Source organism: Streptomyces sp. NPDC006687 (assembly GCF_040636215.1).
Taxonomy (GTDB): Bacteria; Actinomycetota; Actinomycetes; order Streptomycetales; family Streptomycetaceae; genus Streptomyces.
In genome coordinates this window covers 333,793-354,239 of sequence record NZ_JBEYJJ010000003.1, presented here as the reverse complement: position 1 = coordinate 354,239, position 20,447 = coordinate 333,793, and the positions used below count along the sequence as shown (strand labels likewise).

The 20,447-nt window shown below is 75.0% G+C and carries 17 protein-coding genes; 9 read left to right on the top strand and 8 right to left on the bottom strand.

Annotated elements, in window-relative coordinates; genetic code table 11:
• Window positions 1-15 precede the first annotated feature (15 nt).
• Window positions 16-462: a MarR family transcriptional regulator gene (locus ABZ716_RS06040; RefSeq protein WP_355966332.1), complete on the bottom strand. Its 447-nt coding sequence runs from the start codon at window positions 460-462 to the stop codon at window positions 16-18.
• A 169-nt stretch (window positions 463-631) separates the two neighbouring features.
• Between ABZ716_RS06040 and ABZ716_RS06035 the strand changes: the two genes are divergently transcribed.
• Both ABZ716_RS06035 and ABZ716_RS06030 read left to right on the top strand, forming a co-directional pair.
• Window positions 632-2,128, top strand: a complete 1,497-nt coding sequence (locus ABZ716_RS06035) for an MFS transporter (protein ID WP_358956912.1) — start codon at window positions 632-634, stop codon at window positions 2,126-2,128.
• 414 nt (window positions 2,129-2,542) lie between these two features.
• Window positions 2,543-4,066 carry a DUF6777 domain-containing protein gene (locus ABZ716_RS06030; RefSeq protein WP_358956910.1) on the top strand — a complete coding sequence of 508 codons (1,524 nt, stop codon included), beginning with the start codon at window positions 2,543-2,545 and terminating at the stop codon, window positions 4,064-4,066.
• An 8-nt stretch (window positions 4,067-4,074) separates the two neighbouring features.
• Here ABZ716_RS06030 and ABZ716_RS06025 read toward each other — a convergent pair whose 3' ends face one another.
• Window positions 4,075-5,298 (bottom strand): erythromycin esterase family protein, encoded by a 1,224-nt coding sequence (locus ABZ716_RS06025; protein ID WP_358956908.1) that lies wholly within the window; start codon window positions 5,296-5,298, stop codon window positions 4,075-4,077.
• Between the two features lie 69 nt (window positions 5,299-5,367).
• Between ABZ716_RS06025 and ABZ716_RS06020 the strand changes: the two genes are divergently transcribed.
• The 4 genes from ABZ716_RS06020 (at window position 5,368) to ABZ716_RS06005 (ending at window position 11,951) form a co-directional block, all read left to right on the top strand.
• Complete coding sequence (locus tag ABZ716_RS06020) at window positions 5,368-6,102, top strand: TioE family transcriptional regulator (protein WP_358956906.1); 735 nt, start codon at window positions 5,368-5,370, stop codon at window positions 6,100-6,102.
• Between the two features lie 483 nt (window positions 6,103-6,585).
• Entirely contained in the window at window positions 6,586-9,258 is a 2,673-nt protein-coding gene (locus ABZ716_RS06015) for a type I polyketide synthase (protein WP_358956904.1), read from the top strand.
• A 304-nt stretch (window positions 9,259-9,562) separates the two neighbouring features.
• Window positions 9,563-11,518 carry a SpoIIE family protein phosphatase gene (locus ABZ716_RS06010; RefSeq protein ID WP_358956902.1) on the top strand — a complete coding sequence of 652 codons (1,956 nt, stop codon included), beginning with the start codon at window positions 9,563-9,565 and terminating at the stop codon, window positions 11,516-11,518.
• Window positions 11,519-11,714: 196 nt separating this feature from the next.
• Window positions 11,715-11,951 carry a helix-turn-helix transcriptional regulator gene (locus ABZ716_RS06005; RefSeq protein ID WP_351886090.1) on the top strand — a complete coding sequence of 79 codons (237 nt, stop codon included), beginning with the start codon at window positions 11,715-11,717 and terminating at the stop codon, window positions 11,949-11,951.
• 33 nt (window positions 11,952-11,984) lie between these two features.
• Here ABZ716_RS06005 and ABZ716_RS06000 read toward each other — a convergent pair whose 3' ends face one another.
• The 5 genes from ABZ716_RS06000 to ABZ716_RS05980 all read right to left on the bottom strand — a co-directional run bounded on the left by ABZ716_RS06000 (window position 11,985) and on the right by ABZ716_RS05980 (window position 15,854).
• Entirely contained in the window at window positions 11,985-13,037 is a 1,053-nt protein-coding gene (locus tag ABZ716_RS06000; RefSeq protein ID WP_358812640.1) for a serine/threonine-protein kinase, read from the bottom strand.
• Window positions 13,038-13,241: 204 nt separating this feature from the next.
• A complete protein-coding gene (locus ABZ716_RS05995) occupies window positions 13,242-13,835 on the bottom strand; it encodes a hypothetical protein (protein ID WP_358956900.1) in 594 nt (197 codons plus the stop codon).
• 77 nt (window positions 13,836-13,912) lie between these two features.
• Complete coding sequence (locus ABZ716_RS05990) at window positions 13,913-14,380, bottom strand: hypothetical protein (RefSeq protein WP_358956898.1); 468 nt, start codon at window positions 14,378-14,380, stop codon at window positions 13,913-13,915.
• 140 nt (window positions 14,381-14,520) lie between these two features.
• Complete coding sequence (locus ABZ716_RS05985; protein ID WP_358812643.1) at window positions 14,521-15,108, bottom strand: hypothetical protein; 588 nt, start codon at window positions 15,106-15,108, stop codon at window positions 14,521-14,523.
• A gap of 218 nt (window positions 15,109-15,326) precedes the next feature.
• Window positions 15,327-15,854: a GNAT family N-acetyltransferase gene (locus ABZ716_RS05980; protein WP_358812644.1), complete on the bottom strand. Its 528-nt coding sequence runs from the start codon at window positions 15,852-15,854 to the stop codon at window positions 15,327-15,329.
• Window positions 15,855-15,973: 119 nt separating this feature from the next.
• Here ABZ716_RS05980 and ABZ716_RS05975 point away from each other — a divergent pair, with 119 nt between their 5' ends.
• The 3 genes from ABZ716_RS05975 to ABZ716_RS05965 all read left to right on the top strand — a co-directional run bounded on the left by ABZ716_RS05975 (window position 15,974) and on the right by ABZ716_RS05965 (window position 17,519).
• Entirely contained in the window at window positions 15,974-16,711 is a 738-nt protein-coding gene (locus ABZ716_RS05975) for an HNH endonuclease family protein (RefSeq protein ID WP_358812645.1), read from the top strand.
• A complete protein-coding gene (locus ABZ716_RS05970) occupies window positions 16,708-16,989 on the top strand; it encodes a hypothetical protein (protein WP_358812646.1) in 282 nt (93 codons plus the stop codon). Before ABZ716_RS05975 ends, ABZ716_RS05970 begins: the two co-directional genes overlap by 4 nt.
• 119 nt (window positions 16,990-17,108) lie before the next feature.
• The gene (locus ABZ716_RS05965) at window positions 17,109-17,519 is read left to right on the top strand and encodes a rodlin (RefSeq protein WP_358812647.1); all 411 of its coding nucleotides are present in this window, start codon (window positions 17,109-17,111) and stop codon (window positions 17,517-17,519) included.
• Window positions 17,520-17,586: 67 nt separating this feature from the next.
• Here the strand turns inward: ABZ716_RS05965 and ABZ716_RS05960 are convergent, their stop codons facing one another.
• Window positions 17,587-20,352, bottom strand: a complete 2,766-nt coding sequence (locus ABZ716_RS05960) for a LuxR family transcriptional regulator (protein ID WP_358956896.1) — start codon at window positions 20,350-20,352, stop codon at window positions 17,587-17,589.
• Between the last annotated feature and the right edge of the window lie 95 nt (window positions 20,353-20,447).

Genomic DNA, 20,447 nt, shown 5'->3' with positions numbered 1-20,447 from the left:
GGCCCGGCCGCGCGCTCACGCCTCCGGCCGTCGCTCCATGGCCGGGCGGAGGCGTTCCAGCAGGGCGTAGAGGGTCGCACCCTCCGCCTCGTCCAGCGCGTCGAGCGCCCCGTGCGTGGCCTGCATCTCCTCGCGCACCCGCCGTATGGTCTCGCGGCCCGCCTCCGTCGCCACGACGTTCTTCACCCGGCGGTCCCGCGGCTCGGGCTCGCGCCGGACCAGCCCGCGCGCCTCCAGCCGGTCCACGATCCCGGTGACGTTCGAGGCGTCGCAGGCCAGCAGGGAGGCCAGGCCGCGCATGGGCACCGGGCCCTCCAGCTGGGCGAGGACCTTGGCCTGGGTGGAGGTCAGCCCGTACCGGGCGGCCGCGGCGGCGAAGTCCCGCCACTGGGCGGTGCCGATGGCGGCCAGCAGCTCCAGCAGCTGGAGCTTGGCGGGGCGGGGCGCGGCGGTGGTGCTCATGGCTCGGACCTTACTGGAGGATCGTTGACATTATCAACCTTTTACTTGACCACCTTAAGTATCTCTGGCTACCTTCGGGGAAGTACTTGATGACATGAAACATCTGCGTCCTCAAACACCGCGACGCAGGACTCCGAAGCAACGAAGCACTGAGAAGGTCCCCGCAGCCATGAGCTCCGCCGCATCCGCCCCCGCAGAAGGCAGGAAAGGGAACGAGACGGTCATCGTCTTCGCCCTGAGCCTCGCCGCCATGGTCGTGTCGATGATGCAGACCCTGCCCGTCCCGATCCTCGGCCTGATCCGCAACGACCTGGGCACCTCCACCGCCAACGTCAGCTGGGTGACCACCGCCACCCTGCTCTCCGCCGCGGTCTTCACCCCGCTGCTCGGCCGCTTCGGCGACCAGCACGGCAAGAAGCCCACCCTGGTGGCCGTCCTCGGCGTCATGGTCGTGGGATCCGTGGTCGCGGCGCTCGCGAGCTCGCTGCCGCTGCTGATCCTGGGCCGGGTGCTCCAGGGCTCCGCCACGGCGATCTTCCCACTGGCCCTCTCCGTCCTGCGCGAGGAGGTCCGCCCGCAGAAGCTCCCCGGCGCGATGGCGCTCGTCAGCGGCACCCTCGCGTTCGGCAGCGGGCTGGCGCTGGTCGCCACCGGTCTGCTGACCTCCGGTGAGGGCGCCGACTACCGCAACGCCTTCTGGATGGCCACGGGCTTCGCCACCCTGGCCCTGCTCGCCGTCGCCTTCCTGGTCCCGGCGACCCGGCACAAGACCGGCGGCCGTACCGACTTCCTCGGCGCGCTGACCCTGGGCATCGCCCTGCTGCTGCTCCTGCTGCCCATCTCGCAGGGCCACGAGTGGGGCTGGGCCTCCGCCCGCACCCTGGGCAGCTTCGCCGGCGCCGCCGTCATGACGGCCGTGTGGGTGCTGGTCGAGCGCAAGGTCGCCGAACCGCTCGTGGACATGAAGATGTTCGTGCACCGCCCGGTGCTGATGGCCAACCTGGCCGGCATCCTCGTCGGGTTCGGCATGTTCGCCAACTTCCTCGGCGTCTCCTACCTCGTCCAGATGCCGCAGAAGCTCACCGGCTACGGCTTCGACGCCTCCATCCTGCGCGCCTCGGTGCAGTTCCTGCTGCCCGGAGCCATCGTCTCCCTGCTCGCCTCCCCCGTCGGCGGCCAGCTGGTGCGCCACCGCGGACCGCGCCTGGCCCTGGCAGTCGCCGCCGCGCTGGGCGCCGTCGGCTTCGGCTGGCTGGCTCTGGACCACGGTCACACCGCCTCGGTCATCGGCGCGGGCGTCGTCGTCGGCGCGGCTGTCAGCTTCGGCTACGCGGCCATGCCCGCCGTGATCATGTCCAGCGTCCCGCACCACCAGAGCGGCATCGCCAACGGCATCAACTCGATCTCCCGCTCCACCGGCAGCGCGATCGGCAGCGCCATCGTCACCACGATCCTGGCCTCGCAGACGATCGAGCACCTCCCCGCGGGCGTGCCGCCCCTGCCGGCCGAATCGGGATTCACCCTCACCTTCTGGATCGGGGCCGCCGCCTTCGCGCTGGTCGCCCTGATCAGCTGGCTGGGCCTGCGCTCCGGCCACGGCCCCCGCGTCGTCCAGACCACGACCCCGGCCCCCGGGAAGACCCCCGTCCCCGCCGCGGCCCACTGATCCCCGCACCACCCCGCCGCTGCCCCCGGTCCCGCGACCGGGGGCAGCGGTGTTTCCCGGGCCGCCTCCTGGGTGTAGGCCGTTCGGCTTGCGGAGCCCTGGGGGGTTGGGCTGACAATGGGCGCTAACAGCGTGAAATCTGGATGCAATTGCATAAACCCCAACAGGATCCGGGTTTCGCCTTCCTGGCCCGACCGGTGGGAGGGGAATGTGAGTTCCGAACCACTGTCAGAGCGTCCCACCGGCCCACCGTCCGGCCCCCTGTCGGGCCGCCCGACCGGTGACCAGGCGGGTCCCCCGCCGTCGCCCCCGCCACCGGGCGGCGGCGGCCCGCCGTCCGGCCCCGGCGGCCCCGGTCCCGGAGGGGGGAAGACACCGCCCGGCGGGGGCGGGCACCGCCCCTGGTGGCGGTCAGTGCCGCGGATCGCGGCGATCACCGCCGCCGTCGTCATCGCCGTGGTCCTGGCCGTCGTCCTCGGCCGCCCGGGCGGCCAGACGGCCTCAGCGGGCGAGGTCATCCTCCAGCCGACGGACGACACGGGACTGGACCCCTACACCCCTTCGACGGCGAACACCACCTCGTCCCTCCCGGCGGCCGCGCCCGGTACGGCTCCCCCTTCGAAGGAGGCCCTCTCCAGCGTGACGGGGTCGGAGCCGGGCCTCTACGGCGGCACCCGCAACACCGCCAGCTGCGATGTGGAGAAGCAGATCCGCTACCTGTCGGCCGACCGCGCCAGGAACCGGGCCTTCGCCTCGGTCGTGGGGGTCCAGGAGTCGGCCGTCCCGGGCTACCTGCGGTCGCTGACCCCGGTACAGCTGCGTTCGGACACCCGCGTCACCAACCACGGCTACCGCGACGGCGCCGCCACCAGCTACCAGTCCGTGCTCCAGGCGGGCACGGCGGTACTGGTGGACAAGTACGGGGAGCCCAAGGTGCGCTGCGCCTGCGGCAACCCGCTGAGCCGGGTGGTTCCGCAGCAGGGGACACCGCGGCAGAAGGGGGCCGGCTGGCCCGGGTACCAGCCGCAGAACGTCGTGGTCGTCAACCGCGCGCCCAAGCCGGTCCACGTCTTCGTCCTCTACGACCACAAGGACAAGCAGTGGGTCCACCGGTACACGGGTGACCAGGTCCGCCACGACCGCCCGGCCCCGCCGCCGCCCCGGCACTGGCCGACGACCCCGCCGCCGCCCCCGCCGACGACGCGGCCCCCGTGGTCGAACACGCCCGGGACACAGCCGCCCGGGACACAGCCGCCCGGGACGCGGACCCCGGGCGAGAAGCCCCCGTCCACCGAACCGACGAAGCCGACCCCGGGCGAGAAGCCCCCGTCGACCGAACCGACGAAGCCGACCCCGGGCGAGAAGCCCCCGTCGACCGAACCGACGAAGCCGACCCCGGGCGAGAAGCCGCCCTCGACCGAACCGACGAAGCCGACCCCCGGCGTGAAGCCCCCGTCGACCGAACCGACGAAGCCGACCCCGGGCGAGAAGCCCCCGTCCACCGAACCGACGAAGCCGACCCCGGGCGAGAAGCCCCCGTCCACCGAACCGACGAAGCCCCCCTCGCCGCCGAAGGACAACCCGGCCCTCGTCCCCACCCCCACCACTCCCCCGACCACCCCGGCGAAGCCCCCGGTCCCGCCCGTGGTGCCCACGGTCCCGAGCGAGACCCCGACCAGCCAGCGGACGGCCCCCCAGCCCCCGACCAAGGTGCCGCCGGCCGTTCCGCCGCCGCCCACGCAGGCCCCGCCCACCAAGGCCCCACCCACCCAGCCGCCCCAGACCGAGCAGCCCACCGAACCCCCCGACCACGACCAGAACCAGCAGAACCAGAACCAGAACCAGAACCAGAACGAGAACCAGCAGAACCAGCAGAACCAGAACAACGAGAACCAGAACAACCAGAACAACAACCAGAACCAGCAGTCCGGGGGGTGACCCGGCCGTCAGACCTCCCGCAGGGGCACCGGCTCCGGCGGGAGGTCTCTGACGAAGAGCAGCCCGTCGCTCGCGGCCAGGTGCGCCGGGTCGAGCGGGCCGTAGCCGAACCAGGGGGAGACGCGCGGCGCGGGCGGCGTATCGCCGAGGGCGGCCGCCATCCGGCGGGGGTCGGCAAGGAAGCGGTCCTCCCGCAGGGCGTACAGGAGCCCCTCGACGCTGTCCGGCGGCGGAACGTCCACCCCTCGGTGCCGGATGGTGCCGAGGGCCGTGGCCACGAAGGCGTAGTCCCCGCCGAGACGGGCGCTCACCAGCGCACCGGCACTCCACCACTCCAGCGGCGCCCCGCCCATGCGCATCGAGCTCCGCTCCCGCTGGAGGTGGGCGTTGTGCGCGAAGACCAGGACGGGGCCGCGCTCCGCGAGAGCGAGGAGGTTGTCGGCCATCATCCGGTCGCGCACCCCCACCAGCCGGGTCATCCGGGCCGGGGACCCGTCGGCCATCCAGTGGTGGTAGCGCAGCAGGCCGGTCGCGGTGCGGGCGTACAGGCGGGCCCGGTCCCACGCCTCCCGGGAGGTCGCCGTGATCAGCTGCGGGGTCTGCTCGGCGAGCAGTTCCGCCAGGTCGTCGGCGAGGAGCCGCAGCTCCCGGGCCTCCTCCGACCGTCCGACGGAGAGCGCCGGGTCCCACATCACGCCCTCGTCGGTCCACGGCTCGTCGGGGCCCAGGAGGCGGTCGAGCGCGTCGCCCGTGCAGGGCAGCAGCGACGGGTCCACCGACGCGGCGAGGTAGCCGTGGAGGGCGGTGAGGGCCTGCCGGGGGCCGGCGGCCCCGGTGATCTCCAGGGGGCCGTCGAAGCCGGCGAAGCGGAGCCGGTCGGCGGGCGGGCGGCCTTCGTTGTACTGCCGCATCCAGCGTACGAGGGCGCGGTTAGCGGCGGACGCCCCGAACCCGTGGCTGAATCCGCGTTCCATGACCTCGTCGAGGGTGCCCGTGCCGGAGAGGAGGTGGTCGTCCACGGCCAGGCCCTTCAGGCAGTCGCTCTCGATCGCGACCGTCCGGTAGCCCTCCTCCTCCACGAGCTGCCGGAAGAGCGTGTTGCGCAGGTCGAGCAGGGAGTCCTCGCCGTGGGTGGGCTCGCCCAGGGCGAGGATCCGGGGCCGGGTGCCGAGCAGTTCCATGAGGGCGGCGGCCTCGACCGCGTGGAGGGTGTCCTTGATGCCGTTTGTCATGGCTTCAACGCTATCGTTGAAGATTCGGTGGAGGCTTTTGCGCTTCCGGGCCCCGCTACTGTGGGCTGCGTGGGAGAAAACCTTCAAATGGGCAGGAAGCTCAGGCCGGTCGATCTGGCCCGGGCGCACGGGCTGTCCACCCAGGCCGTTCGGAACTACGAGGAGGCCGGCATCCTGCCCGCCGCCGACCGCAGTCCGCACGGCTACCGCGCCTACACCCCGCGCCACGCCCTGGCTCTGGCGGCGTTCCTGGCGCTGGTGCCCGGGCACGGCCATGCGACGGCGACGGCCGTGATGCGGGCGGTGAACCGGGACGCCACCGACGAGGCGCTGCGTCTGATCGACCAGAGCCACGCCCAGCTGCTGGAGGACCGGCGGACCCTCGAAGCCGTGGAACGGGCCCTGCGCGACCTGGCCCCCGCCCGGGAGGCGCCGTCGCCCGAGGAGGGTGCCGGCGGCGGGCGGTTCATCGGGCCGCTGGCCCGGGAGCTGGGGGTCCGGCCCGCGACGCTGCGCACCTGGGAGGCCGCCGGACTGCTGCGCCCGCACCGCGACCCGCTGACCGGCTACCGGGTCTACGACGCGGCCGCCGTACGGGACGCCCGGCTCGCGCACCAGCTGCGGCGGGGCGGCTACCCGATGGAACGGATCGCCCCGCTGCTGGAGCAGGTACGGGCGGCGGGCGGACTGGAGCCGCTGGAGGCCGCGCTGGGCGACTGGCGCGCCCGGCTGACGGTCCGTGGGCGGGCCCTGCTGGCGGGGGCGGCGGAGTTGGACGCGTACCTGCGGGCGTCTGTCAAGTGACGAACAGCCGGGGCTGGGGCCCCGGCCCTCCCCCGGGCACGGTGGAAGGCCACCGCTGCCGCACCCACGGGTGCGGGAGCACCCGTCCGGACCGGAGGCATCATGTTCCGTCGTACGGGGGGCGGCCTGACCCGCCGTCCCCGACTCGTCGTCCGCGCAGCGGTGTTCGGTGCGGGAGCCAGGGGTACGCCGACCCGCACGCGGAGTCCAGCCGCGCGGCCCAGGCCCTGGCCGGACACCCGGCCGCCGCCCTCCACCCGGTCCTCGCCGCCCGGGCCCGTACCGGCTCCGACGCCCTGGCCCCCGGCTCCGGCGCGCCCCGGTCTTCCGCCTCCCGCGCGCCCGCCACCGCCGCCCCCGCCCCGGCCGGCCGGCGCGTGCCCGGCCCGGGCCCGGCTGCCCGCCCCTCCGGCGCCGGCCACCGCCTGACCTCCACTCCACCGCGCCCCGTCACCACGACACGGAAGACCGAAGGAAGACGTCATGACCGACATCGCCATCACCGGACTCGACTGCCGCTTTCCGGGCGCCCCCGACGCCCGCGCCTCCTGGAAGCTCCTGGTGCGCGCAGAGCGCCGGTTCTCCTCCGCCCTGGCCGGGCGCTGGAACCACGAGGTCTTCCACGAGCCGGACGACCGCTCGGCCGCCCACGCCTCCTACACCGGCCAGGTCGCCCTCCTCCCCGCGGTGGACCGCTTCGACGCCCTCCACTACGGGGTGCCGCCCGCACGCGCCCGGGCCATGGACCCGCGGCACCGGCTGGTGCCCGGCCTCACCCACGAGGCCCTCGACGACGCGGGGCCGGGCAGCCGCGGCTTCCACGGCGAGCACACCGGGGTCCTCTTCGGCCTCTCGGTCTCCGGCTACGAGGACCTGCGGTCCCGGCGGTCCGCCGCCGTCCAGGGCCTCACCCTGCCCGGAAGCGTGTGCGACATGGCCTGCGCAACGGTGAGCCGGTGCGGCGGCCTGGGCGGCCCCGGTTTCGCCGTCGACGCCGCCTGCTCGGGCTCGCTGGTCGCCCTGGACCGGGCGATCGCCCAGCTGGAGCGGGGTACCTGCCGGATCGCCGTCGTCCGCCTCAGCCTGACGCCCGGCAGCCTGGTCCGCTCCTCCCGGCTGCGCGCCCTGTGCGCCGCCAGGTTGTGCCGCCCCTTCGACGAGGAGGCCGACGGCTTCGTCCTCGGCGAGGACGCCGGGACGGTCGTCCTGCGGCCCCTCGCGGACGCCCTCGCCGCCGGGGACCGCGTCTACGCCGTGATCAAGGGCACCGGCTGCGCCCACGACGGCGGCGCCTCCCCCGCGCCCCTGGTCCCCACCCCCGAGGGCCGGCTGCGCGCCATGCGCCGGGCCTGCGAGGATGCCGGGCTGCCTCCGTCCACGGCGGGCTTCCCGGAGGCCCACGGCACCGCCACCGCCGCCGGACTCCGCTTCGCCGGCAGCGCCCGGCCGTGGACGGCGGGGAACGACGGGCACGCCCCGCGGCGGGCCGCCGTCAGCTCCTTCGGCTCCGGTGGGACCGACGTCCACGCGGTACCGGAGGAACGGCCCCGGCGGACTCCGCCGGTACGCGGTGGCGGGTCCGCGGTACGGGCGCCGCAGCTCCTGCTGCTCTCGGCGGGGAGCCTCCCGCTGCTGGACGAACACATCGGCGACGTACTCGACACTCTCGACGCCCTCGACCCCGCGGACCGGCCCCCGGTCGGGGCGCTGGCCCACACGCTGGGCGCGCGGGCACCGCTGAAGGCCCGGCTCGCGATCGTGGCCGCCTCGACGGAGGAGTTCGCCGAGCGGCTGCGCCGGGCCCGCCGTCAGCTGGCGGACGGCGACCTCGGCGACCTCGGCGGCGACGCCTTCGCCGCCGGAGCCCCGCTGCCGGCCGCCCAACGCCGGATCGCCCTGCTCTACCCCGGGCAGGGCGGCCCGCGGCCGGGCATGACGCGTGAGCTGTACGAGGGGTACGCCGGATTCCGTGCGGCCGTCGACACCTTGGGGGCGGTGGCCGGACCGGACACCGCCGCCCTGCTGTCCGGGAACCCCGGAGACGGGGAAGCGGAGCCCGGGCGGCGGCTCGCCGCCACCGAGGCGTGCCGGCCGCTGCCGGGGACCGTCCAGATCGCCACGACCCGTCTCCTCGCCGACTGCGGCATCACCCCGGACCTGGCCCTCGGCCACGGCGTGGGCGAGTTCGCGGCGGCCGCCGCGGCCGGGGCGCTGACCGGGGAGGACACCGTACGCCTGCTGGCCGCGCGGGGTGCGGCCCTGCGGGTGGCCGTGGAGAGCGGCCCGCCGGGCGGGATGCTCGCCGTGCAGACGGACGAGGCGACCTGCCGGCGACTGGCCGAGGGCATCGACGGCGTGTGGGCCGCCTGCTTCAACGAGCAGCGGCAGGTCGTGGTCAGCGGCACCGCCGAAGGGCTCGCCGCCCTGCGGCGCGTCTGCACGCGGGCGGGGGTGGTCACGGCGGCGCTGGAGGCGTCGGGGGCCTTCCACTCCCCGCTGATGGCCCCGGCGGAGGGGGAGGTGCGCGCGCTCCTGGCCGGCCTGCGGATCGCGGATCCGGTACGCCCGGTGATCTCGTCGGTGGACGCGGAGCCGTACACGGACTCCGCCCGGCTGCGTGAGCTGTGGGCCCGGCACGCGTCCGCGCCGGTCCGCTTCGGTGACGCCGTCCGCACCGCCTACGCCCAGGGGGCGCGGGTGTTCCTCCAGGTCAGCGGGGGCGGCACACTGCTCACCCCGGTCCGCCGCACCCTCTACCACCACGACGACGTACACCTCCTCGCCGCCGACGGGGCGGTGCGCGACGACGGCCGTGGCTTCGCCCGGGCCCTGGCCCGGCTCGCGGTCCTCGGTACCCCGGCAGACCCGCGGGGCCTGGTCCCCGCCGAGGACCGCCGCCTGCTGGACCTGCCCCCGGCGCGCCTGGACGGTCCCCCGTACTGGGCGGACACCGAGCCCCCCGCCCCGGCCCCGACGACCCCGGTCTCCCCCTCCGGCGGGACTCCGACGGTGGAGACCCCGTACGAGCTCCTCCGCCTGATCCGCCACCAGACGGCCCTGCTCACCCACCTCGCCGCCGCCCTCCCCACCCCGCCCGCCACCGCACCTCGGGCCGCGCCCGCGACCACACGCCCGAGCCGATCCGCCGGACCGTGACCCCACCGCGCGGGAACTCCGCCGACTGGACACCGCCGACGACACCGAGGCCGACCGCAGCGGGGTCTCCGGCACGGCACCGCGCCTGATCCCCCTGCTGGGGCTGCGGCCGCCCCGGCTCGGCGGACCGCGCCGGGCGATGGCCCGGCAGGCCGGGGACGCGGTCGTGGCCCTGGTCCTCGCCCGCTCGCGCGGCGGTGACGCGGCGCAGGCAAGCGGCACTGCGTTGGTGCTCCCCGCCCCGCCGGATCATCCTTGTCAGTGGAGCACCCTGGCAGGACGAGCGAGGGCGAGATGAGCGGCGATGGCGCAACTTCCCACCTTTCCCGGTGACCGGCCGCAGCGGACGGACACCTCGGGCGGGGCGGCGTACACCGCCACGGCCACGATCGGCGAGGACGGCACCGTGACCGACTGGGGTGACGGCGCCTGCCGGCTCCTCGGGTACGCGCCGGCGGAGATCGTGGGCCGGCCCGCCGCCCGGCTGCTGGCCGAGAGCGGCCCGCCCGGGCAGCAGATCAGCCCGGGGCAGGAGCGGTGGAGCGGCACGGTGGCCCTGCGCCACCGGGACGGCGGGCGCGTCGAGGTACCGGTGCTGGCGCACCGCTGGACGTCCACGAGCGGGGCCGTGAAGTGGACCGTGGTGTCCGCCGTGCCCGGCCCTGCCGCCCCCGCCTGGGACGCGGACCTGGACGAGTGGGCGTTCACCCAGTCCCCCTGCTTCCTCGCGGTGTTCGACAGGGAGCTGCGGCTGCTGCGGGCGAACACCGGAATGCAGCGCACGCTCTCCCTCCCGGAGGCGCAGATGCGGGGGCTGCGGCTGCCGGAGATCGCCCCCGACCCCGTCAGCGACGAGACGGAGCGCAGGATGCGCCTGGTCGTGGAGACGGGTGAGCCGCAGCGGCTGACCGCCTTCGTCCCCCGGACGGGCGAAGGCCCCGGGCCGGGATGGGAGACCTCCCTGGCCCCGCTGCGCGACCGGGACGGCCGGGTGCAGGCCGTGTGCCTGGTGGCGCACGACCGCGGCACGACCGACACCACGCACCCGGAGCGGCTGAGGCTGGCCGAGGAGCTCACGGCCCGGCCGGCCGAGGAGGCCGCGGCGGCGCACGGGCCCGGCCGGGAGCCCCGCGAGCACACCACCACCATGACGCTCCAGCGCAGCCTGCTCCCGCACACCCTGCCCCAGCAGGGGGCGCTGGAGATCGCATCCCGGTACCTGCCGGCCGGCGGCGAGGCGGGGGTGGGCGGCGACTGGTTCGACGTGATCCCGCTGTCGGGGGCGCGCGTGGCCCTGGTCGTGGGGGACGTCGTCGGCCACGGCATCCGCGCCACCGCGACCATGGGGCGGCTGCGGACGGCCGTGCGGACCCTGGCGGACGTGGACCTGCCGCCCGACGAGCTGCTCACCCACCTCGACGACCTGATCATCCACCTGTCCGCCGACGAGGCCGACCCGGACGTGTCCGAGGAGTCCGCCGGGGGCATCGGCGCGACCTGCCTCTACGTGGTCTACGACCCCGTCACCCGCGGGTGCACGGTGGCCCGGGCCGGGCACCCGCCGCCCGCGGTGGTGTCCCCGGAGGGCTCGGTGTACCTGCTCGACGTGCCGGCCGGCCCGCCGCTGGGCCTGGGGGGCCTGCCGTTCGAGACCGCCGACGTGGAGCTCCCCGAGGGGAGCCTGCTCGCCCTGTACACCGACGGGCTGCTCCAGCCGCGCGAGCGCGACCTCGACGAGGCCCTGGATTCGCTCTTCTCCGCCCTCACCCGGCCCACGTCCAACCTGGACACGGTCTGCGACCGGGTGCTGGCGGCCCTGCTGACCCACCGCCCCGAGGACGACGTGGCGCTGCTGGTGGCGCGGACCCGGGCCCTGCACGCCGACAAGGTGGTGGTGTGGGACCTGCCGTCCGACCCGTCGGTCGTCGCGGACGCCCGCCGGTACACGACCGACCAGCTGACGGCGTGGGGCCTGGACGAGGCAGCGTTCGTGGCGGAGCTCGTGGTCAGCGAGCTGGTCACCAACGCCATCCGCTACGGTGCGCCGCCCATCCAGCTGCGGCTGATCCATGAGAACGACACGCTGATCAGCGAGGTCTCCGACGCGAGCAGTACCGCCCCGCACATGCGGCGCGCGCGGACCTTCGACGAGGGAGGGCGGGGCCTGCTGCTGGTGGCCCAGCTGGCCCAGCGCTGGGGCACCCGGCACGCCCCCACGGGCAAGACGATCTGGGCCGAACAGTCCCTCGTGGAGTTCTGAGGGACGGGCCCGCGCGGGGCCGGGTTGCGGGTTCCGGTTCCCTGTGACGCGCCTGTGACAGTCGACGGACAACTCCATGAAGTGGCGAGCCCAAGCTCTTTAACAGGGACATAAAGCGACATTCCGATATATGTCCCCCTGCTTCCAAGGGTGTGAGCAGCAGCGATGACCGAGCCGACACGGCGGAGGAAATCCCATGAGCCTCACCCTCGTCATGGAGCACGTCGAAGCCCCCTCGACCTCTACCTCTCTGGCCCCGCGTGAGCAGGAGGCGCTGCGCTACATCGCCGCCGGGTGCACCTACGCCCAGACCGCCCGCAGCATGGGTCTCTCCAAGCACACGGTCGACGCCTACCTCCGCCGCATCCGCGCCAAGCACGGCGTCAACACCACCGCGGAGCTGACCCGCCTCGCCATCTCGATGGGACTGTGACGCGAAGGCCCCCCCCAGCCCCGCACCCCGGCCCTACGGCCCGTACGGCACCCCGCCGTGCGGGCCGTCGTCGTGCGCGGTGCGGAACACCGGCAGGGCCCAGGCTGGGGGATCCTGCGGGGGCTCGGGGATCAGCGAGACCTCGGTGGGCGGGTGGTCGCCGCCGGGTGCGGGGCCGGTGCTCCGGCGGGAGATCCCGGTGGTGCCGGTGGCGGCGCGCAGGGCGGCGACGAACTCCAGGCAGGTGTCGTAGCGGTCCTCGGGGGCCTTGGCCAGCCCCTTGGCGAGCACCGCGTCGACGGCGGGCGCGATGTCCGGCCGCTTGTCGACGAGCGGCGGCGGCGGTTGGTACTGGTGCGCCCACAGGAGCGCGGCCGGATCGGCGTCGCGCCCGAAGGGGGGTCCGCCCGCGAGGGACTCGTAGACCACGCAGGCGAGGCTGTAGAGGTCGCACCGGCTGTCGACCGGGCGCCCGGTGATCTGCTCGGGCGCCATGTAGTCCACCGTGCCGACGAACTCCCCGGCGGTGGTGAAGTTGTTGGGTGACAGCGCCTTCTTGGTGAGGCCGAAGTCCGTGAGGTAGATGTGCTCGGGATGGTCGCTGTCGGTGCCGGGGGCGACCAGGACGTTGCCGGGCTTGACGTCCCGGTGGACGAGGTCGCGGCCGTGGGCCGCGTCGAGCGCCGAAGCCACCTGCCCGGAGATGCGCAGGGCGGTGGCGACGGGGAGCGGCCCCTCCCGGTCCAGCAGCGCCCGCATGTCCAGGCCGGCGACGTAGCGCATGGCGATGTACAGGACGCCTTCGGTCTCTCCGGCTTCGAAGACCGGCACGATGTGGGGGTGGTCGAGGGAGGCGGCCATCCGTGACTCATGGGCGAAGCGGCGCCGGAAGGTCTCGTCACGGGCGCGTTCGGGGGCGATCAGCTTGAGCGCGACGGCGCGGTCCAGCCGCAGGTCCCTGGCCAGGTAGACGACGGCCATCCCGCCGCGGCCGATCAGGCGCTCGACCCGGTAGCCCGCGATCCGCCGGCCGATGAGGCCGGAGGCCCGGCCCGCGTAGAGGTGCAGATTGGATGCCGTGCCCATCAGGCGCCGCCCTCACCCGGCCGCCGCGCACGCGCAGGGGCGCGGCGGGCCGCCGTTCTGTCATCGAAAGTCTATCCAGTGATCCACAGGGCCGCCCCTTCCCCCGGCGGCGCCGGGGAGCCGGGGAGCCGGGGAGCCGGACACACGGAACGTCCTCCGGGGCGGGTGCTCCGGAGGACGTTCCGTGGGGTGGGGCGGCGGGTTTCAGTCGGAGTCGGAGCCGCCGTCGCCGCCGCGGCCGCCGGTTCCGCTGGTCTCGCAGCCGACGCCGACGCAGATGCCGCCGCTGCCGCCGTTGCCGCCGTCACCGCCGTCGCCGCCGGGCGGGGCCGCCCCGCCGTTGCCGCCGTTGCCGCCGTTGGCGCTGCCCTTGCAGACACCGGCGCAGATACCGCCCTTGCCGCCGTTGGTGCCGTTGCCGCCGGTCGTGCCGTCGGTGCCGTTGCCGCCGTTGGCGCTGCCGTTGCACAGGCCGGCGCAGACGCCGCCGTTGCTGCCGTTGGTGCCGTTGACGGTTCCGTTGCAGCGGCCGGCGCAGACGTTGTCACCGACGCGGACGCTGCCGTGACCGATCTTGACCTTGCCGGCGCTGAAGCCCGGTCCGCTGCCGCCGCTGTTGCCGCCGAGGAGCTTTCCGAGCCCGATGCCGGAGCCGGAGCCGTGTTCGGCGAGAACCTGTGCCGCATGGCCTGCCGGGGCGGCCGGGGCGGCGGAGGCGACCGGGGCGAGGGCGCCGCCGCCGAGGAGAGCCGTCGAGACGACGAGCCCGAGACGCAGTTTCCAGGAATGTACGCGCATGGTTTTTCTTCCTTGCCGGGAATTCGTTTCCACTACGGTCGGGATATCAGCGGCGTTGTCGTCGCCGCCTCGCGGGATCAGCTGGGGGAGCTGTTCATCAGGGCGAACCAGTCACCCTCGAGGTACTGCTTCTTCCAGGTGTCGATCTGCGCGGGGGTGATCTTGTACTTGGCGGCGATCTTGTCCTTCATCTCCTTGGAGTCGTCGGCGATCACCGTGAGCGCGATCCGCGCCTTGTCCACCACCGTCAGCTCCGACTTGGGCTTGTCGGGCAGGTCGTCGAAGCCGAGGCACGCCGTCCCCCCGGGCTTGCCGGGCTCGCCCGGCTGACCGGGCTGACCGCCCTGGCCGCCCTTGCCGCCTTCACCGCCTGCACCGCCCGCGCCGCCCAGCGTGCAGTCGGTGGCCTTGAGGGCCGGGGCCGAAGCGCTGGTGGCCGCCGGGGTGTGGGACACCGCCGCCTGCGCCGCACAGGCCGTACCGGAGACGAGGGCCAGGGAGGCCGCCGCCAGGAGGAGCGGACGCTGGAAGGGGATCGTGAACATGGGGGTTGCTCCGTTCGGGAACGTTCGTGTGAGAGGAGTGGGGGTCGATCCCGGGGGGGCGATCCGGGGGTGGAGCGGGGTGGAGCTTGGGGGGTGGGGCGGAGGCCCGAGGGCCTCCGCCCCGTCACGCCGGGTTACGGTCAGAAGATGCTGCCGCCGCCGGAGCCGCCGTTGCCGCCGAGGCCGCCGATGAGGCCGAAGCCGCCCTTGCCGCCCTTGCCGCCGTCGCCGCCCTGGAAGAGGCCGAACCCGCCGCCGCCGCCGTTACCGCCGGCGCCGCCCTTGAGGCGTCCGTCCCCACCGTTGCCGGCGGAGCCGCCGGAGCCGCCGAAGAGGCCGCTGCCGCCCTTGCCGCCGTCGCCACCCTTGCCGCCGATGAGGCCCTCACCGCCGCCGCCACCGCCGCCACCGCCACCGCCGGCGAGCAGGCCGTCCCCGCCGGCGCCGCCCTTACCGCCGTCGCCGCCGGTACCGAGGACGCTTCCACCGCCGGAGCCGCCGGAGCCACCGCCGCCGCCGATCAGACCGCCACCGCCCGCACCTCCGTCTCCGCCCTTGCCGCCTCCGTTGGGGAGGGCCGTGACCACGTGGGACGGAGCAGGAGCCGCCATGGCCGCCGAGGCCGGGAGGACGACGCCTCCGGTGACGATGGCCGCCGCGGCCGCCAGAGTGGCGAGGCGGAGGGTGCGGCGCTGCGGACGGGCGGTGGTCTCAAACTTGCGGTTCATGAGTTTCTCCTGACTATGCCTGCTATGGACTGGGACAACCCGGAATTCCGGGAGGGTGCGGTCGGGGTCCGGACCGGTAATCGATCGAGAATTCCTCGGTGAGGTTTTCCCTTTCGTTTTCCGTTTCCCGTTTCCCTTCCGCTCCTCTAGTAAGCCCCAGCGGGCACAGGGGGGACACGTTCCGTGAAGTCGGGACTTGACAGGACGGCGAGCGGCGTCTAATACGCGTACGCGCGCTTGATGAAGTAGCGACGCACGGCACCCGCCCCGGTGTCCCGGACGGATTCGAGAAGGCCGCCGTTGGCCTCGATCGTCCTCACCGAGGCGACGTTTCCGGCCTCGCAGACCACGAGCACCTCGTCCAGGCCGAGCCCCCACGCCTCGCCGAGCATGCGGCCCAGCGCCCAGGTGGCCAGTCCGCGCCCGCGCGAGGACGGCCGGATGCCGTAGCCGATGTGGCCGTACGCCGGCACGTGGTCGTGGCCGCCGTGCCGCAGCGCGATCCCGCCCTGCACCTGGCCGCCCTCGACGATCCACCGGTACGTACACGCGCGGCCCGCCTCGGCCGCTTCCGGGCCCGCCGCCTCGGCCAGCCGTGCCACCCAGGCCGCGAACCCCGCCGGCGAGGCGACCTCGTCGGAGGGCTCCAGCCCGAAGCCGTCTTCGTGGAGGCCGGGGCCCCATTCGTGATGGGCGTCGAGCCAGGCGGCGTGCAAGTGGGCGTGAGGTGTGATGAGTTCGGGCATACGCGGACCCTAGCGATACAGGAAGCCGCGCCTTCGCCGGGGCGGTGCGGGGTTGGTTGTCCGGTTATGGGTAGTCTTCCCGGGTCGGTGTGCCGGACCTTCGGGGCGGGGTGGTTGTCATGGGTCGTCAGACACGCGGGTGCGCCGGGGTGGTGGCCGCCGTGCTGCTGCTCGGCGTGGGCGGATGCGGCGGGTCCGGGGGCTCGGGGGACGGCAAGACCCCGGGCCGGACGGCGACGAGCACCGGCACCGCGCCCTCCGCCGCGCCCGGGGGCGGCGCGGCCAAGCCCGCCCCGGGGGACGTGCTGCCCGGCATGGTCGGCGCGGCCGTCGCGCGGACGCAGCTGGCGGCGCTGACCACCGGCAAGCCCGGCACGATGGCCGGCTACAGCCGCGACAAGTTCACGCACTGGGCCGAGCAGGGCGACAAGTGCGACACCCGCGAGGTGGTCCTCAAGCGCGACGGCAGGAACGTCACCCGGGACTCCGAGTGCCGGGCGGTGTCGGGCAGCTGGACGAGCCTGTACGACGGCGTCACCGTCAACGACGCCTCGAAGCTGGACATCGACCACATGGTCCCGCTCGCCGAAGCCTGGCGCTCCGGCGCCGCCCAGTGGGACGCCGCGAAGCGCAAGTCCTTCGCCAACGACCTGACCCGCCCGCAGCTGCTGGCGGTGTCGGCCGCGACCAACCGGGCCAAGGGCGACCAGAGCCCCGACCTGTGGCAGCCGCCGGACAAGTCGAGCTGGTGCCAGTACGGGCGCGCCTGGACCACCGTCAAGTCCCACTACGGGCTGACCGTCACCGAAGCCGAGAGGACCATGCTCACCACCATGATCGACACCTGCGCCGCATGACCGGCTCCCGGAAGTCCCAGTGGCAGGACGAGGTCCTCGCCGGCCCCGGCGGGGCCATGACCGACGAGGTCGGCGTCATCACCGGCCCGCTGACCCTGCGCACCACCGGCGGACCGGACGGGACGGTCCGTTTCGCGGTGCAGTACACCGACGCGGACGAGTGGTACACCCTCACCGGCAGCCCGGTGGAGGGCGGCGACCCGTACGCGCTGCACCTCGCGGCCCTGCGTGCGATCCGCGCGGGCGGCGCCGCCGAGGCACCCGCCGCACCGCGCTGAGCTGCCGCTTCGGGCGGATCGTTGGGCCGCCCGGGTGACTGGCGATAACCCCTCGCGCCCGGGGCAGTTGATCCAGTCGTCCCGCCGGGGACAGCTCATGCGACAGAAGGATCTCCACGATGCTCAAGAAGTTCATGGCCACCGCCGCGGTCACCGCCTCCGTCCTGGGCGCGGGTGCCCTCACGGCCTCCCCGGCGATGGCGATCGGCAACGACAACGGCGTCAACACCGTCAACGGCAACGGCGCGCAGCAGATCTACGGCAACGCGGAGACCACCGGCGCCATGAGCCCGCAGCTGTCGGCGGTCCAGGGCTCGCTGAACAAGCTCTGCGTCGGCCTGCCGGCCAAGGTCAACGTCCAGTCGCTGGTGGCCCTGGTCAACGTCGGTGTCCAGGACATCAACGTCCTGTCCAACCCGCAGAACCAGCAGTGCGCCGAGAACTCCACCCAGGCCAAGGGCGACGAGTCCCTCTCGCACATCGCCTCCAACATCCCGGTCCTGTCCGGGAACCTGTCGGCCGGCAGCTGACCCAGCGGGCATCCGGAGCGGCGTGGCGACGCGGTCGTCACGCCGCTCCGGCGTGTCCGGGACCGGTTCAGTGGCCCCGTAGCGCGGTGGCCAGCTGGGCGCGGGAGCGGACGTCGAGCTTCTGGTAGATCCGGGTGAGCCGGGCCTCGACGGTCTTGACGCTGAGGAACAGCTTCGCCGCCGCCTCCTGGTTGCTGGCGCCCCCGCCGACCAGCTGGGCCAGCCGGGCCTCGGCGTCGGTCAGCACCCCCACCCCCGGGCGCGGGGCGCCGCTCTCGGGGGCGTTCTCCCGGGCCAGCTCCAGCCAGGGCTCGGCGCCGGCCCGCTCGAACACCGCGGCGGCCTCCCCCAGCGCCGCCCGGGCCGGCGCCCGGCGGCGGCGCCGGCGCTCCACCCGGGCCAGCGCGAGCAGCGTACGACCGTGCTCCAGGGGCAGGCCGAGGGCCTCGAAGCGCTGGGCGGTGGCCTGGAGCAGGGCGACGGCCGGCTCGGGCCGGCCCTGCGCCGACAGGGCGAGCGCCCGGGCCCGGTCCAGGGCGGCGAGGACCGGGATCCGCTCCAGGGAGCGGGCGACGGGGGTGACGGAGTCGAGGAACCGGAGGGCCCCGGCGGGGTCGTCGGCGGCGACCAGGGCCTCGGCGAGCTCTCCGTGCCAGCGCAGGATCGAGGGATCCACCACCTGCTGGGCCTCCTCCAGCTCGGCGACCCGGCGCAGGGTGGTGACGGCCTTCGCGGCCTCGCCGGTGGCCAGCTGGACGGTGCCGAGGGCGTACAGGCCCCGGGAGAGGAAGACCTGGTCGTGCTCCTCCTCGGAGGCGCGGATCCCGCGGCGGGCGTAGGCCGCGGCCCGGGCGAAGCTGCCGCCGGCCGCCTCGGCCGTGGCGGCGACGTACCAGGCGGGCCCCGGGGACAGGCCCGCCTCGATGGTCAGCTCCAGGGCGCGGCGGGCGTGCGCGGAGGCCAGGTCGCAGTGGCCGCGCCGCAGTTCGACCTCGGTGAGGCTGCGCAGCACCTCGAAGACGTCCTCGGCGGAACCGGTGCGCTGGACGGCGGGCAGCAGGGCGAGGAGCTGGCGGCGGGCGTCGGTGAGCCGGTCGTCGAAGAGGGCGTGGCGGACGGCGAGGTACTGGGGCGCGTTGCGCATACCGAGGGGGACCTCGGGGGCGGGCAGGGCGAGGGCCTCGGCCAGGATGTCCTCGGCGTCCGGGTCGGCGAGGATGCGGCCCATGCGGGCCCGGACGGTCAGGGCCATGGCCTCGGCGACCTCGTCTCCCCCGGCCTTGGCGAGGGCGCCGGCCGCGGCGGCGGCGTCGCGGGAGCGTACGGGGTCGCCGTCGCTGAGGTTGTGCTTCCAGGCGATGCGCAGCTGGACGGCGGCCAGCAGGGAGGGGTCGTCGGCGGCGTCGGCCTCGGCGCAGGCGAAGGCGAAGGTCTCGTCGAGGGCGGCCAGGGCCTGCCCGGCGGCGTCGATCACGGCGAGCCGCGCCCGTACCCGCTGGGCGGGTGAGGCGTCGCGGGCCAGGACGGCGCGGGTGGCGCGGCGGGCGAGGTCGGCGCGGCCGGCCCAGCCGGCGTCCTCGGCGGCGCCGACGAGCCGGGCGAGTTCCTCGGCGGGCAGGGCGGCGGGGGTGCGATCGGCGGCGAGGAGGCCCAGTTCGGCGGCGAGGGCCCGCTGGCCGCGGCGGCGGCAGGCGTCGGCGGCACGGGTGATCTCGGCGGCGAGTTCCGCGTCGGGGGTGTCGACGGCCAGGGCCCGGTGGCGTACGGCCTGGACGGGGTCGTCGACGGCGGCGGCGAGCGCGGCGTGTCCGGCGGAGCGCTCGGGCCAGCCGGCGTCGGCGGCGAGGGCGGTGGGCAGGGCGCCGGCGGTGAAGGCGACGGCTCCGTCCTCCCCCACGGTGACCAGCCCGGCCCGTTCGGCCCGCGCGAGGTCCGCTTCGGCGTCGGGGCGGCCGGCGCGGCGCAGCAGGGCGGTGGTGGGGCGGGTGGCGAGGGCGGCCAGCAGCAGGGTGGGGCGGGTGCGGGCGGGGGCTTCGGCGAGGAGCCGGCGGGCCACCTCGCGGGCCTGCCCGGAGACGGGCAGGGGGTCGGCGTGGTGGGCGCAGCCGCCCTGGCCGCCGGCGGCCTCGGCGAGGGAGTGGCCGAGGGCGAGGGCGAGCCGGGGGTTGCCTCCGCTGGCCTGGTGGATGCGGCCGGCGAGGCGGGCGGGCAGGCCGTGGCGCAAGAGCAGTTCGGCGACCTCGTCGGCGCCGAGGGCGGGGACGCGGACGGCGGGGGTGCCGGGGCCGCAGAGGGCTTCGGCGGCGGGGGCCGCGCCCTGGCCCCGTTCGGCGACGAGGACCCGGACGCGGGGCGGCGTCAGGCGCAGGGCGAAGCGGAGCAGGTCGGTGCTCTCGGCGTCGAGCCACTGGGCGTTGTCGATGAGGAGCAGGACGGGGCCGGGGGCTGCGAGGGTGCGCAGGATCTCGGCGAGGGCCAGGCGCAGGGCGATGTGGTCGCGTCCGGCGTGGGGCGCGTCGGTCTCGCGGCGCAGGAGGGCGACGGCCTCGCGCTGGGGTCCGGCGAGGCGGTCGAGGGCCCTGCGGGGGACGGTGGCGAGGAGGGCGGCGGCCGAAGCCTCGGGTATGTGCTGGTCGGCGGCTTCGGGGGCGAGCCGCAGGACGCTCTCGCCGCGGGCTTCGGCGGCGGCCGCGACGGTGTGGGCGACCGCGGTCTTGCCGGCTCCGGCGGGGCCGGTGAGGAGGGCGCGGCCGCACGTGGTCAGCGCGCGGCCGACGGCCTCGATGAGTACGCCGTGTCCGACGTTGGTGTCAGCGTTCGCCGTCGCCGCCACGCACAGCCACCAGCCTTTCGCTCCCCGCTCCGCACCCTTGTTGTGAGACGCGACAATACGAGGTCGGCCCCCCGGCGGACCCGGATTGTGACGCA